This is a genomic window from Paraburkholderia sp. WS6 (assembly GCF_030464835.1).
Taxonomy (GTDB): domain Bacteria; phylum Pseudomonadota; class Gammaproteobacteria; order Burkholderiales; family Burkholderiaceae; genus Paraburkholderia; species Paraburkholderia madseniana.
This window is the reverse complement of sequence record NZ_JALQCK010000049.1, coordinates 1-24,107: the sequence shown is the minus strand read 5'-3', so window position 1 is coordinate 24,107 and position 24,107 is coordinate 1. Positions and strand designations below refer to the sequence as shown.

The window sequence follows — 24,107 nt, the reverse complement described above, 5'->3', positions numbered from 1 at the left end:
AATCCTCTTTCTCAGTCGGATTCGCCGGAAGAATCATCAGCCGCAGGATCGGCCTGTTCCGGCCAGAGCCACGGATGCGGCGACGCGCGCCGATAACCTTCCGCTCCCATCAGCAGGTCCAGCGTGAGACTGGCGAGATCATCCGCGAACGGTTCGAAATCGTAGTCCTTCGACTGAATGCCGATCTTCCGGTAAGTATGGCATTCGTCGCACGACTCCGCCTTCAAGGATGCATTCTTCGAATCGGCTTCTCGCGTGGCCTCATCGGCGTCCTGCGAGCCGACTGCGTGATAGGCAATGCCTTTGGTCGAATCGCAGTTAGAGCATTTCGCGCGGACCATGTGCCACTCCGTCGCACACAGGCCGCATTGCAGGTAACGGTAATTGTCATACGCACCGCCCACGCGCACCATGCTAGCCACCGGATGCGATCCGCACACCGGACACAGGCCTAACGTCTCGATGTACGGCACCTCGCGCTTGTCGATGTCGGCAGCGAGGTCGGTCCATACGACTTGCAGCGCGGCCATGATGAACGGCGCGCTCGCCGGATCGACTTCCTCGAAGCGCTGCGCGAAAATCGCGTCGGCCTGGGCTTCGAGAGTGACTTTATCGAGTATTCGCAGTCTGGCGAGGAGCGCTTCGAGCGGCGGTGTGAGTGAACCGGCAGCTTGCACCTTGTCGAGCAATTGAAGCAAAACCCCGTGCCACGCGGGATCGCGCACGCCGGAGAGCGCCGGAATCAGCGGCATGGAATGCTGCTGCGCACTCGCGATCAACTCGGCGCTGGGCGGTTTCGCCTTGAAGCCGGTAATCACGGCTTGCTGCGCGTCCGCCAGCACGGCCATCAGACGCAAATAGCCGGCGATCGGATTGCTGAGCGCCGCCAATTGACGCAGCCGCGCGGCGCGCGCCGAAAACACCGCCAGCCGTTCCGGCGTACGGATGCGGGGAATCGCCGTGTGATCGAGCGATTCGATATCGCCGGCCTCAAGAATGCGTTGAACCAAAGTATCGACCTCTGAAAACTGCGCTGAAAACTGAAGAGCCGCCGCAGTTTGTCGAACAGGGGCGGCGGCTCGGGGTGCGTGGCAAATTGCGCCACGCGTATTTCCGATCCTACTTGCCGATGATTTCCTTGAACCAGTTCGGATGATGCTTTCTCGCCCAGCCGTAGGTCACAGTCCCGCGCGTCATCGCGCCGATCGAGCCCTTGATCCACAACGCCGCATAAATATGCACGACGATGCCGACGATCAACACGAACGCAGCCGCAGCATGAACCAGCGCCGCGAGGCGGATGATCTCGATCGGGAAATAGAACGAGAAATAGCGCCGCCAGATCACAATGCCGCTCGCCAGCAACAGCAGCAGGCAAATCACCATAGTGAAAAATAGCAGCTTTTGACCGGCGTTGTACTTTCCGATCGCAGGGAGCTTTTCCTCACGATTGTTGAGCACGTCGTCGATCTGCCTCATCCACTGGATGTCGGCTTTGTCCAGATAATTGTGATGCCAGAAGCGCAACGCAAGAATCAGGAACGACAGGAACATCACGCAACCGACAAACGGATGCAAAATCCGCGTCCATTGGCCGCCGCCGAAGATCGCGTACAGCCACGACATCGCCGGATGGAACATGGCGAGGCCGGACAGCGCCAGCAGAACGAACGTGATGGCGGTGATCCAGTGATTCGTCCGTTCATTCGGCGTGTAGCGCTGGATCAGGCTGTTGCCCTTCACGTCTTTCAGCACAACGTGCTCGTGATTGTCAGCGTGCTTCATCGGATGCCTCCCGCGAACGGCGTGCTTCATCAGCTTCGTGCTGTGCTTCGGCTTCTTCCGCCTCCGTCACCTCGTTCGGACCGACACGGGTGTAGTGGAAGAACCCTGCCACTGCAGCAAACGCGATCCCTGCCAGCGCCAGCGGTTTCGCCAGACCTTTCCATAGGTAAACCATCGCGCTGATCTTCGGATTCTGCGGCAAACCGTGATACAGGTTGGCTTTGTCGGCGTGGTGCAGCACATACATCACATGCGTGCCGCCCACGCCGGCAGGATCGTACAAACCGGCGTTCTGGAAACCGCGCTCCTTCAGATCGACAATCCGATCCGCCGCCTGCTGCTTCATGTCCTCCTTGGTGCCGAACATGATCGCGCCGGTCGGGCAGGTCTTCACGCACGCCGGCTCCTGACCGACAGCCACGCGATCCGAACACAGCGTGCACTTGTACGCACGGTTGTCCTTCTTCGAAATGCGCGGCACGTTGAACGGGCAACCGGTGATGCAATAGCCGCAGCCGATGCAGTTTTCCTCGTGAAAATCCACGATACCGTTCGTGTACTGCACGATCGCGCCCGGCGAAGGGCAGGCCTTCAGACAGCCAGGATCTTCGCAGTGCATGCAGCCGTCCTTGCGGATCAGCCACTCGAGATCGCCTTCGGTGTTCTCGTACTCCGAGAACCGCATGACGGTCCACGAATGCTCAGACAGATCGCGCGGGTTGTCATAGATGCCGGTTGTCGTGCCGATCTCGTCGCGCAGATCGTTCCACTCCATGCAGGCCGTCTGACACGCCTTGCAGCCAATGCACTTCGATACGTCGATGAGCTTGGCGACCGTGCCCGTCACCGGCTCACGCACTTGCGGTTCAGGCAAGGTCGTGGCCGAGAGGCGTTTGATATCCAGTGATTGCAGTGCCATCTCTTTTCCTTATGCCTTTTCGACCTTGACGAGGAACGACTTGAATTCCGGTGTTTGCGAATTCCCGTCGCCCACGGAAGGCGTCAGCGTATTGACGAGATAGCCCGGCTTCGCGAGCCCCTTGAAGCCCCAATGCAAGGGCAAGCCGACTGTCTGGACCTTTTTCCCTTCGATCATCAGCGGCTTGATCCGCTTGGTGACGAGCGCCACGGCGATGATGTGCCCGCGATTGGACGACACCTTCACGCGATCCCCCGCGACCACGCCCACCTCCTTCGCCAGATCCTCGCCGATCTCCACAAACTGTTGCGGCTGCACAATCGCGTTCAAACGCGCGTGCTTGGTCCAGTAGTGGAAATGCTCGGTCAGACGATACGTGGTGGCCGTATGCGGGAAGTTCTCATGCGTGCCGAAAGCGGCCCGATCGTCCGGGAACACGCGCGCCGCCGGACTGCTGACGACCGCCTTGTTATCCGGATGCAGCGGGTTGTAGCCGAGCGGCGTTTCGAATGGTTCGTAGTGCTCGGGGAATGGACCTTCCACCAGACCGTCGCGCGAAAAGAAGCGCGCCACGCCCTCCGCATTCATGATGAACGGATTCATGCCGTTTTCAGGCGGCTCGTCCACCTTGAAGTCGGGAATGTCCGCACCGCTCCACGTCTTGCCGTTCCACGCAATCAGCTTGCGCTTCGGGTCGAACGGTTTGCCGCTGACGTCGCACGAAGCACGGTTGTACAGAATCCGCCGGTTCGCAGGCCACGCCCATGCCCAGTTCAACGTATTGCCGATGCCGGTCGGGTCCGAATTGTCGCGGCGGCCCATCTGGTTGCCCGCCTGAGTCCACGAACCGCAGAAGATCCAGCAACCGCTCGCGGTGCTGCCGTCGTCGCGCAATTGCGCGAAGCCCGCCAACTGCTCGCCCTTCTTCGCGAGCACCTTGGTTTTGTCGGTGGCGTCGGTCACGTCGGCGAGCGCCTTGCCGTTGAACTCCATGGCGATTTCTTCAGGCGTCGGACTTTCCGGATCGGAGTAAGGCCAACTCATGTTGAGAATCGGATCGGGATACTTGCCGCCGTTCTCCTTATAAGCCTTACGAATGCGCAGCCACAGCCCCGACATGATCTCGAGGTCGCTCTTCGCTTCGCCCGGGCCGTCGGCGCCCTGCCAGTGCCACTGCAGCACGCGGCTGGAACTGACCAGCGAGCCGCGTTCTTCGGCGAAACAGGTGGTAGGCAGACGGAAAACTTCGGTTTGAATCGTCGACGGATCGACGTCGTTGAACACGCCGAAGTTCTTCCAGAACTCCGACGTTTCTGTAGCGAGCGGATCCATGATGACGAGCCACTTCAGCCTGGCCAGACTCGCGCCGATCTTCGCCTTGTTCGGCGCCGCGGCGAGCGGGTTGAAGCCCTGCGCGATGTAGCCGGTCATCTTGCCTTGATTCATCAGCTCGAAGACCTGCAGCATGTCGTATGACTTATCGAGCTTCGGCAGATAGTCGTAGCCGAAGTTGTTCTCGGCGGTCGCGTTATCGCCCCACCACGACTTCATGAAGCTGACATGAAACGCGCGGTAGTTGCGCCAGTAGCTCAACTGGTTCGGCCGCAACGGCTGGCTCGCGCGCTTCGTGATGAAGGCGTCGAAGTCCTGCTCGGCTTCCATCGGCAGCGTCATGTAGCCCGGCAACAGGTTCGACATCAAACCCAGGTCGGTTAAACCCTGAATGTTCGAGTGACCGCGCAGTGCGTTCATGCCGCCGCCCGCAATGCCGATGTTGCCCAGCAGCAATTGCACCATCGCGCCGGTGCGGATGATCTGCGCGCCGATCGAATGATGCGTCCAGCCGAGCGCGTACAGGATCGTGCCGGCGCGCCCGGGGACGGCCGTCGATGCCAGCATCTCGCAGACCTTGAGGAATTTGTCCTTCGGCGTGCCGCAGGTCCGCTCGACCTGCTCGGGCGTATAGCGCGAGTAGTGCTGCTTCATCAACTGATAGACGCAGCGCGGGTGCTGCAGCGTCGGATCGATTTTGGCGTAACCATCGTCGCCGCGCTCGTAGTCCCACGTGCTCTTGTCGTAGCTGCGTTTATCCGCGTCGTAGCCGGAATACAGGCCGTCCGTGAACGAGAAATCCTCGCGCACGATGAACGGCATATCCGTGTAATTCTTGACGTACTCGTGCTGAATCTTGTCGTTGGTGAGCAAATAGTTGATCACCCCGCCCAGGAACACAATGTCCGAGCCGGTCCGAATCTGCGCGTAGTAGTCCGCGACCGAGGCCGTACGCGTAAAGCGCGGATCGACCACGATCAACCTTGCCTTGCGATGCGCCTTCGCTTCCGTGACCCACTTGAAACCGCACGGGTGCGCCTCGGCTGCATTGCCGCCCATCACGAGAATCACATCCGCGTTCTTGATGTCGACCCAATGGTTCGTCATCGCTCCACGGCCAAACGTCGGGGCAAGACCTGCCACCGTCGGGCCGTGTCAAACACGTGCCTGATTATCGAACGCGAGCATGCCAAGACTGCGGACAGTCTTGTGCGTCAAATATCCCACTTCATTGCTACCGGCCGATGCCGCGAGCATGCCGGTGGTCAGCCAGCGGTTGACCTTCTTGCCGTCTTCCGTCGTCTCGACGAAGTTGGCATCGCGGTCCTCCTTCATCAGTTTGGCGATACGATCGAGCGCGTCTTCCCAGGAAATCCGCTTCCATTCATTCGATCCAGCCGCGCGGTACTCCGGATACTTCAGACGGCTCGGACTGTGAATGAAGTCGATCAGGCTCGCGCCCTTCGGGCACAACGTGCCGCGGTTCACCGGATGATCGGGATCGCCTTCAATGTGGATGATGCTGGACTTTGCATTCTTGGCGTTGTCGCCAAGTCCATACATCAGGATGCCGCAGCCCACCGAACAGTACGGGCAGGTATTGCGGGTTTCAGTTGTGCGCGACAGTTTGTACTGACGAACCTCGGCTAGCGCAAGTGCCGGAGAGAAGCCCATGAGGGCCAAACTTGATCCGGCGAGCGTGGTGGCGGAGACCTTCAGAAACTGTCGCCGGGACATGTGGGTCATGTAATGGCCTCGGCTCTTTTCGGGATACTAATAACGATTATAGAGGCCGATATGAAGTCTTGCAGCCAGACGGGCACGTCATCAACGTCGTTAAATATGAAGCGCCGCAGCCGGTTTCAATGAATCTGGGCACTATTCCTCTTGCATCAGTTGATTGCGTCCGCAACGACCAAGGCCGTGGACGTCCGCTGTCCTGCGCCGCGCGCGAACAACCGCCATAATGTGGTCATTCGAAGCCTGAAATCCGCGCCACACGTGACCGACACCCTCCCCACCGCAAACCCTTCGCCCCGCCTGACCAGCCTGTCGCATGGCGGAGGCTGCGGCTGCAAGATCGCCCCCGGCCTGCTTGCCGATCTGCTCAAGCGCAGCGCGCCGCTGCCGTTCTTTCCCGACCTGCTGGTCGGCAACGATACCGCCGACGATGCCGCCGTCTACCGGCTCAACGACGAGCAGGCGATCGTCGCCACCACCGATTTCTTCATGCCGATCGTCGACGACCCGTTCGACTTCGGCCGCATCGCCGCAACCAATGCGCTGTCCGACGTCTACGCCATGGGCGGCAAGCCGATCATGGCGCTGGCGATCGTCGGCATGCCGATCAATGTGCTGCCGCACGACGTGATCGCGGCGGTGCTGAAGGGTGGCGAGTCCGTCTGCGCCGAAGCCGGCATTCCCCTCGCCGGCGGTCACTCGATCGATTCGGTGGAACCTATTTACGGCCTGGTAGCGATCGGTGTGGTCGATCCGCGGCGTGTCAAACGCAACGCCGGTGCGCGGGCAGGCGACGTGCTGATCCTCGGCAAGCCGCTGGGCGTGGGCGTGCTGTCGGCGGCGTTGAAAAAGGACCGGCTCGATTCAAACGGCTATGCCGCGATGATCGCGGCCACGACCAAGCTCAACCGGCCGGGCGCGGCGCTGTCCACGCTCGACGGCGTGCATGCCCTCACCGACATCACCGGTTTCGGCTTGCTGGGCCATACGCTGGAATTAGCCCGCGGGTCGAATCTGACCGCCCGCGTGCGCTATGCGGATCTGCCGTGGCTACCGGACGTGGTCAGCTTCGCCCAGGCCGGCATTTTTACCGGCGCTTCGGGGCGCAACTGGGACGCTTACGGTCAGGACATTGTTTTGCCTTCCTCATTGCCGTCGACGGCTCGCACCCTGCTCACCGATCCGCAAACCTCGGGCGGCCTGCTGGTGTCGTGCGCGCCAGAAGCCGTCGACGAAGTGCTCGCCCTGTTCCGCGCCGACGGTTTCGACGAGGCGTGCGTAATCGGGGAAATGGTCAGCGGAGAACGGCGAGTCGAGGTGATCTGAGGCGCGGACGGACCGACAGACAAAGCGAGGCACGGGCCTGGCAGATGGCTTCGTATTTCGCCTGATGCATGGCCTGGCATATGGCTTGAAGGCGAAACGGAACGGCTCGCCAGCCGGCATTGACGGCGCATGCGATAATTTCGCTTCTCCCGCCGGTCCGTTTCGTCCGTAACCCCTTGAAAAACCTACTTGTCAGCCTAGATCAAGCCGGTGATTTCGATGAAATCATCGACGTGCGCACGCCTTTAGAATTCGCCGAAGACCACATTCCCGGCGCGCTCAACGCGCCTGTGCTGAGCAACGAAGAGCGTGTTCTGGTCGGCACGACTTACAAGCAGGTCTCGCCATTCGAAGGCACCCGGATCGGCGCGGCGCTGGTTGCGCGCAACATCGCGCACCACCTGGAAACGACTTTCGCCGACCGGCCGCGCAACTGGCGGCCGCTGATCTATTGCTGGCGCGGCGGGAAACGTTCGGGTTCGGTCACGACGTTGTTCAATATGATCGGCTGGCAGGCACGTCAGCTGGACGGCGGCTATAAAAGCTATCGGCGCGCGACGCTGGACACCCTCGAGACGTTGCCGAAGAAGTTCAACTACATCGCGTTAGTGGGCCCGACCGGCAGCGGCAAGACACGCCTGCTCGAGGCGCTGCGCCTGGCGGGCGCGCAGACGCTGGATCTCGAAGCGCTGGCTGCCCATCGCGGCTCGCTGCTGGGCGCGTGGGCAGGCATTGAGCAGCCGTCGCAAAAGCGCTTCGACACGCTGCTGGTGAGCGCCCTGCGCACGTTCGATCCCAAACGGCCGGTGTTCGTCGAAGCGGAGAGCCGGCGGATCGGTTCGATTGCGCTGCCGCTCGCGCTCCTCGACACGTTTCATCAGGGCGCCTGCGTCGAAGTGTTATCGAGCCACGAAGACCGCGCGGCGTTCCTGCTGCATGACTATGCGCATCTGTTCGACGATCCTGAATCGTTGAAAGCGCAGTTGCAGAAGATGATCGGTTTGCATAGCCGCGAACGTGTCACGGGCTGGCAACACCTCGTCGATGAAAATAGCCGGGCCGAGCTCGCTCGCGAGCTGATCGAGCAGCACTATGATCCAGCGTATGCGCGTAGCAGCCATCAGCATTTCGTGCAGTTGCCGCAGGCGTTGCAAATGAATTTTCGGCCCAACGACGCCGATGTCGTTGAACAGGCAAAAGCCCTGCTTGCCCAACTCGATAACAGCGCGCTCGCTGTCATCTGACTAAAAACTAACGTTTAAGACCATCCAATATGCAATCAACCCTTCGGCAGCCCCGCGTCGCCCTTGGCTGGATCGTGTTCCTGCTGATCGCCGTCGTCGGCCTCTTCTATGTGAAGTGGTTTCCGTACTACAACCGCGCGTTCGTCGCCGCGAGTCAGCATTCCATCGGCAAGTCGATCCTGATGGGCACGGCGTCGAGCGCACCGGCGGCCTCGTGGCAGGCGGCCATCGATTACGCGCTGGCCTACGGCAAGGCGATCTGGCAAGCCATGGTGCTCGGCCTTCTGCTGGGCTCGGCGGTACAGGCGCTGATTCCGCCGCAGTGGGTCGCACGCGCGCTCGGCCGGACCGATTTCAGCAGCGTGGTGAAGGGCGGCCTGATGTCGTTGCCGGGCATGATGTGCACGTGCTGCGCGGCGCCGGTCGTGGCCGGCTTGCGCGCCCGTCAGGCCGCACCGGGCGCGGCGATCGCGTTCTGGCTGGGCAATACCGCTTTGAACCCGGCCACGCTGATCTTCATGGGCTTCGTGCTCGGCTGGCAATGGATGGGTTTGCGGCTCGCCCTCGGCCTCGTGATGGTGTTCGGCCTCGGCTATCTGGTGAACCGCATGGTCACGCCGAAGGAAGCCGAAGCGTCGCGCGAAGCCATGGCGCAACTCGTCACCACCGACGATCCGGGCACCGCGTTCACACGCTGGGTGAAAATCCTCGGAACAATGACGCTGCGGCTGATTCCTGAGTACATCGTCCTGGTGCTGATTCTCGGCGCGGCGCGAGCATGGCTGTTCCCGCACATCGGACCCAGCATCGATAACAGCCTGCTGTGGATCGTCGCTTTGGCGATCGCCGGAACCTTGTTCGTGATTCCGACCGCGGGCGAAGTACCGATCATTCAGGCCATGCTCTCCTTCGGCATAGCCGCAGGCCCGGCCGGCGCGTTGCTGATGACGCTGCCGCTGATCAGTGTGCCGTCGATGGCCATGCTTGGGCGCTCGTTCCCCAGGCGCGTGCTGACGGTGGTGGCGCTGGCCGTGGTGGTTTGCGGGGTGGTCAGCGGGTTATTGGCTATTGCATTGGGGTTTTAAAGCATGAAACGTATTGCAGCATTCGCAGTGACGAGCTGGTCGGCCGCAGCCCTTCTTTACTTCGGACAGCATTCGGTAGCGCTGATCGTGGTAAGCGGGGTTGTCGTGCTGGCCGGCTTCGACCTGCTCCGTCCTTGACGGGATCTACGTCGGACGAATCGTCGCCGACTCGAGCGCCATCCTGCGACGCGCGCCGATCAGCGCGGCCAAAGCCGTGCCAATCCCTAACGCGAACAGGCACGCTGTCGGCACCAGCATCGGCGCGACATGGCTGTGTGCCACCTTGCCGACATAAGGCATCAGGTTCTGCCCGGCAAAGCCGCCGAGATTGCCGATCGCGTTGATCGCCGCCACGCTCGCTGCGGCCCTTGCGCCGGAGAAGAACCGCGGGGGCAGCGACCAGAAGCAGGGATAGAGCAACGGGATACACGCCCCGCCCAGACATAGCGCGGCGAAACGCAACGACGGGGTCGGCAGGACGAGGCTCGACGCAAAGCAAACGACGCCGATGCCGGCCACCACGCTCATTGCCTTCAACACGACGCGCTCACGCTTGAGCTTGCCGGGCAGCCACAGCAGAAGCAGTGTCGCGAGCGCCCACGGAATCATGTTCAGCAGACCGTTCAGCGACGACGACACGCCATCGCTTTTCAGCAGCGTCGGCATCCAGTAGGTCACCCCGTACAACGACGTCGACATCAGCATGTACGTCAATGCGAACATGAGAACCTTCGGATCGAGCAAGGCGGCCCAGGGCCGCGTCGCCTTGGCGTCATCCGACGCTTCCCGCTTGAGCGCGGCAATGACGACGTCCTTCTCCTGCTGCGAAAGGAACGGCGCGTCCTTCACCGAATTCGGCAAGAATTTGAGCGCGACGAACGCAATCAGAATGGCGGGAATGCCAGTGGCGATAAAGACCCACTGCCAACCCGCGATGCCCCATGTGCCGCCCAACGTCAGCAGAAGGCCACCGACCAGCGAGCCCAGCATGTTGGCGAGCGAACTGCCCAGCGTGAAGAACCCCAGCACCTTGGTGCGATAGCTTTGTGGGAACCACTGCGTGAGGTAGTAGATGACGCCGGGATAAAAACCGGCTTCGGCAACGCCCAGTGCGAAGCGAAAGGAATAGAAGACGGGCAGCGAACGCGCGAACGCCATCAGCACCGTGACCACGCCCCAGGTCATCATGATGCGGGCGAGCCAGGTCCGCGCGCCGAAGCGATGCAACGCTAGTGTGCTGGGCACCTCGAAGATGAGATAGCCGATGAAGAACAGCGAGGCGCCCAGCCCGTATGACGCTTCCGTCATGCCGAGAGCATGCACCATCTCCAGCTTGGCGAAACCGACGTTCTGGCGGTCGATAAACGAAATCAGAAACATGACGATCAGAAGCGGCATCAGCCGCCACGCCATCTTCTTCATTACCTGCTGCTCAAATCCTGCCTGCGTAGACATGTCCGCTCCGGTTTTCTCGCCGGCCGCCATCGACACTCGCCTCGCGGCATGGCAGCCGCTACGTCGAGGGAAACGGCCAGATTGATGTAGTCATATATATGTTTATATGAACTGGCATCGGACACCATGAGGTGATACCCGAATAGGCGCATGCGGCCCCAGCGGTCCTGGCGGCGCTGCGTTCAAAAAGCGGGGTGAGGTTGAGGCGGATCAGCTCCGCTGTATTCCAGCGGGCCGCCGACTCAGCGGATTTCCACCTGGTACTGAAACGTCGTGGCGGCGCCGCGCGTGCTGCGCCATTCGAACGGCGTGCCCGCGAAGTCCGACGCGACACGCTGGACCTGAATGACAGGGCTGCCGACCGCTACATCGAGAAGCGAGGCATCGTCGGATGTAGCTTGTTCTACTCTTAAGATTTCCGTAGCGGACGCCACGATCTGCCGGCAAAGACGCTCATACAACGGATACAGCAAGTCCTCGAAATCGCCGAGCGGCAACGTGGCCAAGGGTTCGAAACGCGCACGCGGCAACCAGATTTCTTCAGACAGAACCGCTTGGCCTTCGATCAGCCGCACACGCGAAAGGTGGATCGCTTTCTCGGAGGCTTTCATCCGCAACGTAGAGCGAATTTCTTCGCCAGGTTTCACGATCTCGCGCTTGAGCACGCGCGCGGTCGGCCGCACCGGCTCGCCGTCGCGCGACTTGAAACGGAAGAAGCGAAACAGCGACGAATCGAAACGGGGCCGGCGAATAAATGTGCCCTTGCCCTGGCTGCGCGTGAGCACGCCGTCGACAACGAGCAGATCAATCGCTTTACGAACCGTGCCAGTGGAGACGTTATAAAACTGCCCCAACTCAGCCTCGGTGGCGATGGGTTCCTCCAGGGCCCACTCACCTGCAGCAATCCGGCCAACCAGGTCGTCACGCAATTGCTGATAACGGGGCAACCGACCATCCGGCTTGGTCACGAAAGAGGTTGCGTCCATAGCATTCATATAGTTGTTCAGAGGAGTAACTACTGTACAACATCCCACAACAGCAACGGGAGCAAGGGTTAATACTCAATGACTTTTGGCGGCTTTGCGACCACCATTCATGTAGTCATATATATGACTACATGATAAGCACGACGGAGACGGCTATGTTCACGTGGTACAAACAAGGCACGCCCCTTGAACGCAACACCTTCTGGGGGTGCTTTGCGGGTTGGGGGCTCGACGCGCTCGATGTGCAGATGTTCACCCTGGCCATCCCCGCGATCATTGCCGCGTACGGCATCGACCACACGCAGGCCGGCGCGATCAGCAGCGTGACGTTGATATCTTCGGCGCTCGGCGGCTGGATCGCAGGCGCGTTGTCGGACCGCATCGGACGCGTTCGGACGTTGCAAATAACGATCCTCTGGTTCGCCGGCTTCACCTTTCTCTGCGCGTTCGCCCAGAACTTCCCGCAACTCCTGGTTCTCAAGGCGCTTCAAGGATTTGGATTCGGCGGCGAGTGGGCGGCAGGTGCGGTACTGATGGCGGAAACCATTCGCACCGAACACCGCGGCAAGGCGATGGGTGCCGTGCAAAGCGCCTGGGCGGTCGGTTGGGGCGCGGCCGTGCTCGTGTATGCCGCGGCGTTCTCCTGGTTACCCTCGGACACCGCATGGCGCGTGATGTTCGCCGTCGGCCTCGTGCCGGCCGGCCTGGTTCTATTCGTGCGGCGCAATCTGAAGGAACCGGCACGCGTCGCGCCGGCAAGCGCTGCTCCCAAGGTCTCGGTGCTCGGGCAGATAACCCAGGTCTTCCAGCCGCGCGTGCTCCGGACCACCGTGATCGGCGCGGTGCTGGGCACCGGCGCTCACGGTGGGTACTACGCGATCATGACATGGCTGCCCACCTTCCTCGCCAAAGAACGGCACCTGTCGGTTCTGAACACCGGTGGCTATCTGGCGGTCGTCATCGTGGCCTTCTGGTGCGGCTGCATGGCGAGTGCTTATCTGCTCGACCGCATTGGCCGCCGGCGCAACGTCGCCCTCTTCGCGTTCTGCTGCATCGTGACGGTTCTCGCTTACGTGATGCTGCCGCTGACCAACACGCAAATGCTCGTGCTGGGCTTCCCACTCGGCTTGTTCGCCGCGGGCATCCCAGCGAGCCTCGGCCCGCTTTTCAACGAACTGTATCCGGCTGACATGCGCGGCACAGGCGTCGGATTCTGCTACAACTTCGGACGGATCGCCTCGGCGGGTTTCCCTGTGCTCGTCGGCTACATGAGTCATTCGATGTCGCTCGGTATGGCAATCGGAATCGACGCGGCCATTGCTTACGGCCTCGCGATGATCGCTGTGTTGCTGCTTCCCGAGACGCGCGGCAAACGTCTGCGTGGCGTGGTGCCCGAATCGGCGCCCGATGCCGTCGACAACGCGCGATTGACCCTGGACCCGCCGCGGGGCTGATCATGAGTGCTCCCGTATCCCTCGCTCAGTCCCACTCCTGCCGCGTGGACACTCACGCGCACGTCTTCGAGAGAGGCTTGCCGCTCACGGATAGCCGGCGCTACGCGCCTGGCTACGACGCAACGCTCGACACGTATTTGCAATTGCTGAACGCGCACGACATCGGGCGCGCGGTTCTCGTGCAACCGAGCTTTCTCGGGACGGACAATCGCTACCTGCTGCAAGCACTGTCGCGAGACACGCATCGCTTAAGGGGCGTAGCGGTGGTTGCGCCCGATGCTTCAGAGGAAGCGCTAGCCGAGCTGCATGGTCGAGGCATAACCGGCATACGGCTCAATCTGATCGAGCAGGCATTGCCGGATCTGGGAGAGAAATCATGGACGCCGTTGTTCGAACGATTGTCAAGACTGGGTTGGCACATCGAACTACACCGGAATGCGCAGGACCTGGCACCGATGCTCGACCGGTTGCTGGAAGCCGGCGTACCCGTGGTCGTCGATCATTTCGGACGCCCCGACCCTGAGAAAGGAATTCACGATCCCGGCTTCAAGACCTTGCTCGGTTATGGCGGAACCGGCCGCGTGTGGGTCAAGGTCTCGGGCGCCTACCGATGTGCGGTTCCCGGTTCTGCCTTTGTGCATGAGGCGACGAGCCAGCTTGTCGAACACTTCGGTGCTGAGCGGCTGATGTGGGGAAGCGACTGGCCCCATACGCAGTACGAACAGGTGATGAACTACGGCCAGTCGTTATCGACGCTATTGGAACTCGGCCTGGACGCAGCGATGGTCGACACGATTCTATGCACGACCCCTGCGTTGTTCTACGGATTCGAACAGCGAACGAATCAGGCTGTGGCGAAATACAGGCAATACGAAGGGGAGAAACTGACAGGACAGCCGCACGATGACGACGTGCGCCGATGCGATGCGAGAACATGACAGTAGACGAAAGCGGAACCGCTTTCGTCTACGTCACATATGCGTTGGTAGGCTCGATTGGATTCGAACCAACGACCCCCACCATGTCAAGGTGGTGCTCTAACCAACTGAGCTACGAGCCTTTAGAGGCGCGAATTATAGAGACTCCGGGCGCGTCGCACAAGCCCTGCGCGGCAAGTATGTTCGCGGACGAGCGTCCGCCGGTTCGTTCGGTAATTCGTACGCGGTTCGTTGTTCAACCCGCTTCAGTTCGTCGACATCCACTCGGTCTGCACGTCCAGCGGAAAAACTGGCCGCTTCACGTGCTCGAACTTGAACAGCCCGTAATCCGAACTCGTCACACCGCGGCTATCGCACTCCACCAGGCCGGCGGCGATCGGCACAAAAACCGGCCGGCAGTACATGCGTGATTTGAGCAACAGGAAACGCGCGCGGCGCGGATCGATGCCGACGCTCTCGAATACGCCGAGGTCCCAGGGTTCATGCGTGCGCTCGGTCATCACGAGCTTGACCGTGCCGGTGTCGAGCACCGCCGCGCGCCCCATGAACGCGCGCTGACCTGTGTAGGTCGGGCCGCTGATCACGTATTCGCCATCGGTCAGCGCACGCACTACACCGGTCACAGCGACCGGCGGCTGCGGCGTCACCGCGCTGCTTGCGACCTTGTTGCCGATCGTCACCGTCACCGTGCTGCCGACGCCCGCCGCCATCAGCGCCGCGACGGCCTGCGGATCGCATAACGGACCGCTTACGACCCCTTCGAGCTTCTGCTTAAGCGCCTCCTCCAGCAGGTCCATCGTGTCGCACGTGCCGCCCGACATGCAGTTGTCGCCGTGATCGAGCAATAGCACGGGTTTGTCCGCGCCCTGCGCGAGCGCTGTGGCCTGTGCGACCGATTCGGCCAGCGGCGCGCTGCGATAAACGAAATCCTCGCGCTCGTTCCAGATCTGTCGCGCGATGCGCTCCGCCACGGCTTCCGCCTGCGCACGCTCGCCGTTCGCCACCACCACGACGCTGATACACGGCGCCTCGATATCAGCGAGCGAGAAGCCGGACAGCACCGACACAGCAAGCATGCCATCGGCCTCTGCCGCGCGCGCGGCGGCTACCGCGCGCTTCATCGCGCCTTCGGCCGTCGCGCTGCGCAGCGTATGCGTGAGCAGCGGCGGCTGGCGCCATGCGATCACTGGCTTCGCCCTGCCGTGGACCAGGTCGAACAGCAAACGCGCCGCATGCGCGCCGGTCTCGTACATATCGACGTGCGGATAGGTTTTGAAACTGACGATCACGTCGGCGTTGTCGATCATCTTCTGCGTGACGTTGCCATGCAGATCGAGTGCGACAGCAATCGGCGCATCGGGCAGCGCGGCGCGCACGCGTTCGAGCAGATCGCCTTCGCCGTCGTTCGTATTCTCGGCGACCATCGCACCGTGCAGGTCGAGCATCACGGCATCGCAGCCCGTTGTGGCCGCAACGATTGCATCGCAGATCGCGTCGTACGCGGCGGCTTCGACGGGTCCGCTCGGATTCGCCGATGCGGAAATGGGCGTCACGATTCCAGCATGCTCGCGCTCGGCTGCATCGATGAACGCGGCCATTGCCGTCTGCATGCCCTTGTTGTCGTTGAGCGCGTCTTCGCCGTAGCTCGGGCCATTGCGGCCGAACGCTGCAAGTGGCGTGGCCACTGGCGAGAACGTGTTGGTCTCGTGGTTCATCCTTGCAATCAGGACTTTCATGCTTCCGTGCCCCCCGCCACTTGCGCGGCGTTCAGCATCGCCTGCAACAGCACGTTGCAGCCGGCTTCCAGATGGTCCGCGCGTGCGTCTTCGATTTCGTTGTGGCTGATGCCGTCCTTGCACGGTACGAAAATCATCGCTGCGGGTGCGACACGTGCGAGATAGACGGCGTCGTGACCAGCGCCGCTGATGACGTCCATCGACGAAAAACCGAGCGTGTCCGCACCTTGCTGAACCGCGGCGACCAGGTCCGCCGCGAACGGTTGGGGCGGAAAATACACCACTTGTTCGACGTCGACCGTGATGCCGGCCCTCTCACCCGCAGTCGAGCAAGCAGCGCGTAGTGCGGCATCCATCTCAGTGAGCGAGGCATCGTCAGCGGCACGCAGATCGACCGTTAAGGTCACGCGGCCTGGGATCACGTTGCGCGAATTCGGATGCACGTCGAGCCAGCCGACCGTGCCGCGTCCGTGCGGCGCGTGATCGAGAGCAATGCGATTCACCGCGTGAATCAGATCCGCTGCGACGAGCAATGCGTCGCGACGCAGTTCCATCGGTGTAGGCCCGGCGTGCGCTTCCATGCCGTGCACTGTTACGTCGTACCAGCGCTGACCTAGCGCACCCTGTACGACGCCGATCGTCGTGTCATGCGCCTCCAGCACCGGCCCTTGTTCGATATGCGCTTCGAAATACGCGCCGACCGCATGAGGCTTCCCGCTTTCGCCTGCGTAACCGATTGATGTAAGTGCGTCGCGCACCGAGATGCCCTCGCGATCGCGTTGTTCGAGTGCATGCTCCAACGTGAACGCACCGGCGAACACGCCTGAACCCATCATCACCGGCACGAAACGCGAACCCTCTTCATTGGTCCACACCGCGACTTCCAGCGGCGCGAGCGTCCGCACGTTGGAGTCGGCCAACGTGCGCAACACTTCAAGACCAGCCAGCACACCGTAATTGCCGTCGAACTTGCCGCCCGTGGGCTGTGTATCGATGTGGCTGCCGGTCATCACCGGTGGCAGGTCGTCACGCAAACCCGCGCGACGCGCGAAGATATTACCGATAGCATCGATCCGCACGCTGCACCCAATCTCTTTTGCCCACGCGATAAAGAGGTCGCGCGCCTTGCGGTCCAGGTCAGTCAACGCGAGCCGGCACACACCGCCCTTATTCGTCGCGCCGATTTGCGCGAGTTGCATGAGACTGTCCCAGAGCCGTGCGCCGTCGACACGCAGATCAGCGAGTGTCGCGACGGTTTTTGATTCATGAACTTGCATCGATGCTTCCTCGTAATGAAGACAGCGTCGGCGTCAGACGACGCCCACGCCCAGATAACGGTCCTTGATCGAATCGTCGGCGGCGAAGGAAGCGTTGTCGCCTTCGTAGACGATCACGCCTTGTTCGATGATGTAATGGCGATCCGCGAGTTGTGTGCAGACTTCCAGATTCTGCTCAACCAGCAGAATCGCCACGCCCGCTTCACGGATCAACTTGAGTTGCGCGACGATCTCTTCGACGATCACCGGCGCGAGACCTTCAACCGGTTCGTCGAGCATTAACAATCGCGGATGATTCATCAACGCACGACCGATTGCGAGCATCTGCTGTTCGCCGCCGGAGAGTTGCGCACCACCGTTCGTGCGCCGCTCTTTCAGGCGCGGAAAAATGCGGTAGATGTCGTCGAGTTGCCACGGCGAATCCTTGCGCGCGCCGAGCCGCAGGTTTTCTTCGACGGTCAGCAGACGAAAGACGCCGCGATGTTCGGGCACGAAGCACACGCCGCGCGAAGCGATCTTGTGCGGCGGCATGCCGTTGATTCTCATGCCATTGAATGTCACCGTCCCGCGCTGTGGTGCGACGACGCCGGCAATGGCCTTGAGCGTGGTCGACTTACCTGCGCCGTTACGGCCTAACAGCGTGACCGTCTCACCATCATTGATTTGCAGGGACACGCCTTGCAGGATGTGACTCTTGCCGTAGAAGCCGTGAATCTGTTGCACGTCGAGAATCATGCGCGGCCTCCGGTGATCATGTTGCCGAGATAGGCGCTGCGCACGCGCTCGTCGCCGCGAATGTCGTCCGGGCGCCCTTCCACCAGCACGCGCCCTTGCTGCATGACGGTGATCGTGTCGGAGATGTCCATCACGATGCCCATGTTGTGTTCGATCAGCACGACGGTGTAATCGTCGCGCAGGCCGCGAATCAACTGCTTCATGTCGTCGAGGTCGTCGATGCCCATGCCGGAAGTCGGCTCATCCAGAAAGATCACCTTGGGCCGCGCTGCGAGCGCCATGCCGACTTCAAGCCGTCGCTGCTGACCATGCGATAGCGCGCCCGCAGGCACCTCGCTAAAGCGCTGCAACGCGAGGCGTTCAAGCACACTGTCGACGGTGTCCGCGTGGGTGAGTGCACCGTGCGGCGGCGTCCATGCGTTCAACGCACGCACCGCGTCGACACCTTGCGCGGCGAGCCGCAGATTTTCGCGCACGCTCAGATTGGCGAACAGGCTCGTCACCTGAAACGAACGCGCGACGCCGCGACGCACGCGTTTATGGTCGGGTTCATGCGTCACGTCATGACCGTCGAAGATGATCTTCCCGTCGGTGATAGGCAACGTGCCCGTCAACACGTGAAACAGCGTCGTCTTGCCCGCGCCGTTTGGACCGATCACCGAGTGCACGGTACGTGGCAAGACGCGCAGATTGACTTCGGAGAGCGCCGTGAATTTGCCATACCGCTTCACCACGCCGCTCGCTTGCAGAATCGCTTCGCTCATACGCGCTCCCTGGTTGCGTGGCTGTCTGCGCTGTTGCCTATATCGTTGTCAGCGTCTGTGGATGAGTTACGCCGCAGTGCCTGCCAGATTCGTTCGCCCAAACCCCATAGCCCACGCTGCATGAAAAGGCTAACGGCGATCAGCACGATACCGAGCAGCAACAGCCAGCGCGGCCATAGCGTGGACAACCAGTCGGCGAACAGCACATAGAACGCAGCGCCCAGGACCGATGCGAACAGATTGCCTGTGCCACCGATCACTGTCATCACGAGAATCATCTCGCTCGTGTGGTAATCGATGTTGGACAGCGGCGCGATGCCGGTCATCAACGCGTGCAACGCTCCAGCGAGGCCCGTCACCGCGCCGGAGATCACGAACGCCATGAGCTTGAAGCGCTTGACGTCATAGCCAACCGCGGCTGCGCGTGCCTCGTTGTCGCGAATCGCCAGCAACGTGCGGCCGAATACCGAGTGCGAGACACGCATCAGCAACCAGAACACCACGAGGAACAGCACGGCGACGAAAGCGTAGTACTGCCACGGCGAAGTCAACGGCACGAGTGCCTTGCCGAATAACCCCAGCGCCGGGCGTGGGATGTCGAGCAAACCGTTGTCGCCGCCGGTCAGATCGGGCGTGGTGTAGGCAAGGAAGTAGAACAGTTGCCCGAATGCGAGCGTCAACATCACGAAGTACGTACCGCGTTGACGAATCGAAAACCAGCCGACCAGCGCTGCGGCAGCCGCACCGATCGCGATCGCGGCAAGCAGCGCCACGGGTATCGGCATGCCCGTTTTGGTAAGGACGAGGCCTGCGCAATAGCTGCCGAGTCCAAAGAAGATGCCCTGTCCGAAGGAAAGCAAACCCGTATGGCCGAGCAGCAGATTGCAACCGAGTGCGGCCAGCGCGAACACCAGTACTTCCGTGGCTAACGATCCGGAACGCAGCGTCAGCGGCAATACGCACACGACCAGCAACGCCAGCAACAGAAAGCGATAGCGATGCAACGCGTGCTTCAGGCTGTGTTGAGCAGGCCGGGAAGAAGTGTCATGAACACCAGGTTTCGAGGTATCGATCATGCCGCTCTCCCGAGCAGGCCGTTCGGCCGTAGCAGCAGCACGGCGGCCATCGCGACATAAATCATCAGCCGTGCGCCTTCCGGCCACAGCGTACTCATCACGCTCTGCACGATGCCGACCAGCAACCCGCCAACCAGCGCGCCCAGAAAGTTGCCCATTCCACCGACTACCACCACCACGAACGCGACGCTGAGCGCCTCGATGCCCATGAACGGATCGACACCGCGAATCGGCGCGGCAAGCACACCGGCCAAAGCGGCAGTGGCGGCGCCCAGCGCGAACACCAGGCTGAAAACGCGCATCACGTTGATGCCAAGCAGCGACACCATCTCCGTCGATTCACTGCCGGCGCGCACCGCGCTACCGAGCCGTGTACCCTCCAGCACCCACCACAACAGCGCAGCCAGCACAGCCGTGAAGCCAATCACGAACAGGCGGTATTTCGGGTACACGAAACTGCCCCAGATCACGACGCCGTTCAACATGTCGGGAACCGGCACGTTGTCGCCGAGCGGCCCCCAGATCAGGATCGCGCATTCCTGCACGACGAGGGCGAGACCGACCGTCACGAGAATATGAAACTCATGCTGTTGCGCGTAGACGTGCCGCAGAATCAGCTTCTCGACGATCCACGCAAGCGCGCCGACGACGATCGGCACGACGACGAGCGCGGTCCAGAAATTCATCGACCACTGCATCGCCTGATAGCAAAAGTACGCGCCGAGCAGATAGAACGCGCCGTGCGCGAAATTCACGAAACGCAGCAGGCCGAACACGATCGACAACCCAACCGCGAGCAGGAAATACAACATTCCCACTCCGATACCGTTGACGATCTGCAGGAGATAAACGTTCATGGCGTCCGTCTAAAGGGTGTAGCGATGGAGTGCCGCTAATGAGCGTGCCGCGTTGCTTGCGGCACTGATGCATCAGGCCATCTTGCAGCCGGTCTTGTCGAGCGGGAGGAACGACTGGCCGGAGCTCACGATATCCGCGTAGTCGTCGGCGTTTTTCATCTTGTTCTTTGCCTTGCCCTTCAACAGATAGTAGTTCTTCAGTACCTGATGGTCGCCCTTGCGGACCTCCTCCGGACCGGTCAAACCGTCGTATTTCATCCCCTCGAGCGTTGCGACCACCTTCTTCGGATCGACTGTGCCCGCTTTCACGATGCCATCGAGCAAGATCTTTGTGCAGATGTAAGAACCCGCGAGGCTGTAGTTGGGATTGGCCTTGAATGCAGCATTGCTGCGCTTGACGAGATCGCGATTGAGCGGCGTGTCGATGTCGTGCCAATACTGTGCGCCGAAATAGACGCCTTCGCACAGGTCCGCACCGAGCGATTCGAACTGCTCCAGCCCGGAAGCCCACGCGAGCAGAATCGTGCAATTGTTCTTCATGCCGAAGCTCACGGCCTGGCGCAACGTGTCGGACGATTGCGAACCGAAGTTGAGAATCAGCAGGACGTCCGGCTTCGCGGCGACTGCATTCGTCAGATAGCCGCTGAATTCCTTCTCGTTGAGCGAGTGGTAGCTATTGCCCACGTGCTCAATGCCCTTCTCCTTGAAGATCGCCTTGGCTGCCGATAACAAACCGTCGCCGAATACGTATTGCGGTGTGATGGTGTACCAGCGTTTTGCTTTCGGCATCATCTGGATCAACGGGCGCACGGTCTGGTCGATCGCACCGTAGGTCGGCACGGACCAGCGGAAAGTCGCGTCATTGCAGTCTTTTCCAGTGATTTCGTCCGCGCCCGCCGTGGTGATAAAGATGCCGTCGGCCTTCTGCACTTCCTTGCCCATCGCCAAAGCTTCGGAGGACAAAATACCGCCCGCGAAGAAACGTGCATTCTTCTGCTGCGCGATTTCCTGCACGCGGCGCACTGCCGTCGCGGGCTTGCCTTCCGTATCGAGCACCGTGTACGCGAGCGGTTGACCGAGTACCTTGCCGTACTGCTCGATAGCGAGCTTCATGCCGAGGTCGGCATACTTGCCGTTCGCCGCGAACGGGCCCGACATCGGCACCGGACAGGCGAACTGCAAGGTCCCGGCCTGCGCGAACGCGCTACGCGCGACCAGCGAGCCCAACGTCCCCGGAACGGCCGACAGCGCGGCCAGCTTCAACATATTTCGGCGATTCAAAATGACGCTCCTTATGAAAGAGACACGCACTGACCGACTGCGAAACTGAAAGACTGCGCGGGCGACGACGAAAGCCTGCTGGTCGCCGAGAAGTTTTCCACCACACCGGCTTTGTTCTATTTATCATGATAAATAGGTTGGACTCGATCGTAGGTACAATAAATTCGAGTGTCAATAAGGCAAAATTCCTGGCGGCAGCGGCACGGCTTTCCGTGCCATGGCAGGCCCGGCGGCCCGTCGAAAGCATGCAGGACAAAACTGGGAGTAACGAAAATGGCCATCGACCGCGCCAAGGCTGGCGCCGCGATTGAGATCAAGCAGCAAAAGCGCGGCGATCTGGTCGCCGAGGAGATCAAGCGGCTCATCACTGAGAAAGACCTGAAACCGGGTGACCGCCTGCCGCGTGAGGTGGAATTGCAGCAGCTCTTTTCGGTGAGCAAAAGCACGATTCGCGAGGCGCTGAAGTCGCTCGAGGTGCAAGGTCTCATCAAGGTGACCACGGGCCCTAGCGGCGGCGGCATGGTGGTTGAAGTGCCGCTCGATCGCACACTACAGCTCTTGCAGAACTACCTGTTCTTCAAGGATGTATCGATCGACGACATTTACACCGTGCGTAAATTGCTGGAGCCGGAGCTGGCGGCGGGTGCGGTGCCGCATCTGACGGAGCAGGACTTCGAGGCGCTCGAAGCAAGCATTGCTTGCTGCGACCGGCCGGCTTCGTCGCATGGCGGACAGGACATCGTTCGGCAACGTCAGGAAGACGTCAATTTTCACGACATCCTCGCGGCGGCGAATCCCAATCCGTTCCTGCGGTTCAGTTGCGAGTTGATCAACGAAATGATCCGGCAATTGATCGAGTTTCGTAACGACACGCCGCAGGTCGAACATGAACGTTTCGGTCTCGCCAATGTGAAGATTCATAAAGCGATCACGAAAGCGGCGCGTGAGCGTGACGTGGAAAAGGTGCGCGAGCTGATGGTGGTCCACATGACCGAAGCACCACGTTACGTGAAACGGATGAAGGGCAAGTTGCGTGGTCGGCTGATTCTCGATTCGGAGATTCGCCGGCGCGTGAGGGCGCGTAGTGTGGCGCCGGTTGATGAGCCGGATCAGGAGTGAAGCCGATTTGACAGATGCCGCGGCTGGATGGCGCGGCGCTTGCAGCGGAATGTGGGTTGCTTGCCTAGGTCTGAAGTGTACTAACAGTGTGTCCACGGTCGACCAAACCGCCGGGCACAACGACCAGGCAGGGCCTGGTGTATCCGGTCGCCATGATGCGGGACCGGGTGTTCAAGAGACTGTTCGATTCGACACTGCGACAAAACGAGGGGAATCGAAAAACCCGTGCAATCGAGATGAAAGCTCGGGTGTACCGGTCAATCTATGCCGATTGGCTTAGGACCGCCATCCCACCGCTTTCGACGGCCAAATTGGGGCGTGGTAGCCGCGTAATAAGGGCTCAACCTTTTACCGCCCGCGCCGTTATTGCATCTGCACAGGCATAACACTGGACCGTCATGGCACAACCTATTCCGTTTTCCCGCAAAACTGGCGCTGCACGTGCTCGGCATGACAAAGCCATGCTGCTGCCAATCGCACGGCAGGTCGCCGACGACCTTGCCCTGCGCGTGCATCTGGCGCTCGACGCCTTGCGCCGGGGTGCCGGCAGCACGAGCGATGCGCAAACGCTCACCCAGGTCATGCTGTTGACGGGTTTTCTGGCTGAATCGGGTTTTGGCTCGACGACGGGCGAGCAGATCGGTGCGGCGGAGAGAGCGGTGTCGGCGGTTTTCGATGCCGGCCGTGAGACCGGCGAGTGGAGATTGGACAGCGCGGGGTTCGCGCTTTTCGCCGAAATCGCATCGAACTACGATCGGCAACTGCACAGCGCGCCCCTTTGGGCGATCACCGATGCCAGCGAACGACTTGACCGCTTCACCGCAGGTTTGTCGTATCAGACGCCGGTGCGGAAGAGGGCTTAAACGGATGGGATGACGCAGGACGGCGGGGGAACTAGCGTCGGCGATTTTGCGGCGTTACTGATAGGAGTCACGCCGGTAGAACAGGAGCCGCACCGGACAGGGTCTCACGGTGGCGATGTTTTCAGATGGCTGGTT

21 protein-coding genes and 1 tRNA gene are annotated in these 24,107 nt (G+C 61.1%); 8 read left to right on the top strand and 14 right to left on the bottom strand.

Annotation, left to right across the window (positions count from 1 at the left end):
• Positions 1-11: 11 nt before the first annotated feature.
• The 4 genes from fdhE to fdnG all read right to left on the bottom strand — a co-directional run bounded on the left by fdhE (position 12) and on the right by fdnG (position 5,782).
• Positions 12-1,010 carry a formate dehydrogenase accessory protein FdhE gene (fdhE, locus tag M0D64_RS37900; protein ID WP_266242515.1) on the bottom strand — a complete coding sequence of 333 codons (999 nt, stop codon included), beginning with the start codon at positions 1,008-1,010 and terminating at the stop codon, positions 12-14.
• A 109-nt stretch (positions 1,011-1,119) separates the two neighbouring features.
• Positions 1,120-1,785, bottom strand: a complete 666-nt coding sequence (locus tag M0D64_RS37895) for a formate dehydrogenase subunit gamma (RefSeq protein ID WP_266242513.1) — start codon at positions 1,783-1,785, stop codon at positions 1,120-1,122.
• Complete coding sequence (gene fdxH, locus M0D64_RS37890; RefSeq protein ID WP_097394619.1) at positions 1,772-2,704, bottom strand: formate dehydrogenase subunit beta; 933 nt, start codon at positions 2,702-2,704, stop codon at positions 1,772-1,774. The genes M0D64_RS37895 and fdxH overlap by 14 nt, the downstream gene beginning before the upstream one ends.
• Before the next feature lie 9 nt (positions 2,705-2,713).
• The gene (fdnG, locus tag M0D64_RS37885) at positions 2,714-5,782 is read right to left on the bottom strand and encodes a formate dehydrogenase-N subunit alpha (protein ID WP_266261438.1); all 3,069 of its coding nucleotides are present in this window, start codon (positions 5,780-5,782) and stop codon (positions 2,714-2,716) included.
• A gap of 255 nt (positions 5,783-6,037) precedes the next feature.
• Between fdnG and selD the strand changes: the two genes are divergently transcribed.
• The 4 genes from selD to M0D64_RS37865 all read left to right on the top strand — a co-directional run bounded on the left by selD (position 6,038) and on the right by M0D64_RS37865 (position 9,569).
• Positions 6,038-7,102: a selenide, water dikinase SelD gene (selD, locus tag M0D64_RS37880; RefSeq protein WP_266242509.1), complete on the top strand. Its 1,065-nt coding sequence runs from the start codon at positions 6,038-6,040 to the stop codon at positions 7,100-7,102.
• Positions 7,103-7,278: 176 nt separating this feature from the next.
• Complete coding sequence (gene mnmH, locus M0D64_RS37875) at positions 7,279-8,346, top strand: tRNA 2-selenouridine(34) synthase MnmH (RefSeq protein WP_266261437.1); 1,068 nt, start codon at positions 7,279-7,281, stop codon at positions 8,344-8,346.
• 29 nt (positions 8,347-8,375) lie between these two features.
• The gene (locus M0D64_RS37870; RefSeq protein WP_266261436.1) at positions 8,376-9,431 is read left to right on the top strand and encodes a permease; all 1,056 of its coding nucleotides are present in this window, start codon (positions 8,376-8,378) and stop codon (positions 9,429-9,431) included.
• Between the two features lie 3 nt (positions 9,432-9,434).
• Positions 9,435-9,569, top strand: a complete 135-nt coding sequence (locus M0D64_RS37865; protein ID WP_266261435.1) for a hypothetical protein — start codon at positions 9,435-9,437, stop codon at positions 9,567-9,569.
• A gap of 6 nt (positions 9,570-9,575) precedes the next feature.
• Here M0D64_RS37865 and M0D64_RS37860 read toward each other — a convergent pair whose 3' ends face one another.
• A complete protein-coding gene (locus M0D64_RS37860; RefSeq protein WP_266261434.1) occupies positions 9,576-10,886 on the bottom strand; it encodes an MFS transporter in 1,311 nt (436 codons plus the stop codon).
• Positions 10,887-11,128: 242 nt separating this feature from the next.
• Complete coding sequence (locus M0D64_RS37855) at positions 11,129-11,872, bottom strand: GntR family transcriptional regulator (RefSeq protein WP_266242500.1); 744 nt, start codon at positions 11,870-11,872, stop codon at positions 11,129-11,131.
• A 155-nt stretch (positions 11,873-12,027) separates the two neighbouring features.
• On the opposite strand from M0D64_RS37855, the gene M0D64_RS37850 reads away from it, so the two are divergent.
• A complete protein-coding gene (locus M0D64_RS37850; protein ID WP_211702429.1) occupies positions 12,028-13,326 on the top strand; it encodes an MFS transporter in 1,299 nt (432 codons plus the stop codon).
• 2 nt (positions 13,327-13,328) lie between these two features.
• Positions 13,329-14,264 (top strand): amidohydrolase, encoded by a 936-nt coding sequence (locus M0D64_RS37845; RefSeq protein ID WP_266261433.1) that lies wholly within the window; start codon positions 13,329-13,331, stop codon positions 14,262-14,264.
• Positions 14,265-14,309: 45 nt separating this feature from the next.
• On the opposite strand, the gene M0D64_RS37840 is transcribed toward M0D64_RS37845, so the two are convergent.
• The 8 genes from M0D64_RS37840 to M0D64_RS37805 all read right to left on the bottom strand — a co-directional run bounded on the left by M0D64_RS37840 (position 14,310) and on the right by M0D64_RS37805 (position 21,990).
• Positions 14,310-14,386, bottom strand: a tRNA-Val gene (locus tag M0D64_RS37840).
• Positions 14,387-14,509: 123 nt separating this feature from the next.
• Positions 14,510-16,000, bottom strand: coding sequence for a M81 family metallopeptidase (locus M0D64_RS37835; RefSeq protein ID WP_266261432.1), 1,491 nt, complete (start codon positions 15,998-16,000; stop codon positions 14,510-14,512).
• Positions 15,997-17,277, bottom strand: coding sequence for a Zn-dependent hydrolase (locus M0D64_RS37830; RefSeq protein ID WP_266242494.1), 1,281 nt, complete (start codon positions 17,275-17,277; stop codon positions 15,997-15,999). The genes M0D64_RS37835 and M0D64_RS37830 overlap by 4 nt, the downstream gene beginning before the upstream one ends.
• 33 nt (positions 17,278-17,310) lie before the next feature.
• Positions 17,311-18,012: an ABC transporter ATP-binding protein gene (locus tag M0D64_RS37825; RefSeq protein WP_171925523.1), complete on the bottom strand. Its 702-nt coding sequence runs from the start codon at positions 18,010-18,012 to the stop codon at positions 17,311-17,313.
• Positions 18,009-18,776, bottom strand: coding sequence for an ABC transporter ATP-binding protein (locus M0D64_RS37820; RefSeq protein ID WP_266261431.1), 768 nt, complete (start codon positions 18,774-18,776; stop codon positions 18,009-18,011). The genes M0D64_RS37825 and M0D64_RS37820 overlap by 4 nt, the downstream gene beginning before the upstream one ends.
• Complete coding sequence (locus M0D64_RS37815) at positions 18,773-19,852, bottom strand: branched-chain amino acid ABC transporter permease (protein WP_266261430.1); 1,080 nt, start codon at positions 19,850-19,852, stop codon at positions 18,773-18,775. The genes M0D64_RS37820 and M0D64_RS37815 overlap by 4 nt, the downstream gene beginning before the upstream one ends.
• The gene (locus tag M0D64_RS37810) at positions 19,849-20,709 is read right to left on the bottom strand and encodes a branched-chain amino acid ABC transporter permease (RefSeq protein WP_054036982.1); all 861 of its coding nucleotides are present in this window, start codon (positions 20,707-20,709) and stop codon (positions 19,849-19,851) included. Before M0D64_RS37810 ends, M0D64_RS37815 begins: the two co-directional genes overlap by 4 nt.
• Positions 20,710-20,781: 72 nt before the next feature.
• Positions 20,782-21,990, bottom strand: a complete 1,209-nt coding sequence (locus tag M0D64_RS37805; RefSeq protein WP_266261429.1) for an ABC transporter substrate-binding protein — start codon at positions 21,988-21,990, stop codon at positions 20,782-20,784.
• A 273-nt stretch (positions 21,991-22,263) separates the two neighbouring features.
• Here M0D64_RS37805 and M0D64_RS37800 point away from each other — a divergent pair, with 273 nt between their 5' ends.
• Together M0D64_RS37800 and M0D64_RS37795 are read left to right on the top strand one after the other, a co-directional pair.
• Positions 22,264-23,109 carry a FadR/GntR family transcriptional regulator gene (locus M0D64_RS37800; protein WP_093646658.1) on the top strand — a complete coding sequence of 282 codons (846 nt, stop codon included), beginning with the start codon at positions 22,264-22,266 and terminating at the stop codon, positions 23,107-23,109.
• A gap of 398 nt (positions 23,110-23,507) precedes the next feature.
• A complete protein-coding gene (locus M0D64_RS37795; protein ID WP_266261428.1) occupies positions 23,508-23,972 on the top strand; it encodes a hypothetical protein in 465 nt (154 codons plus the stop codon).
• Positions 23,973-24,107: the final 135 nt, after the last annotated feature.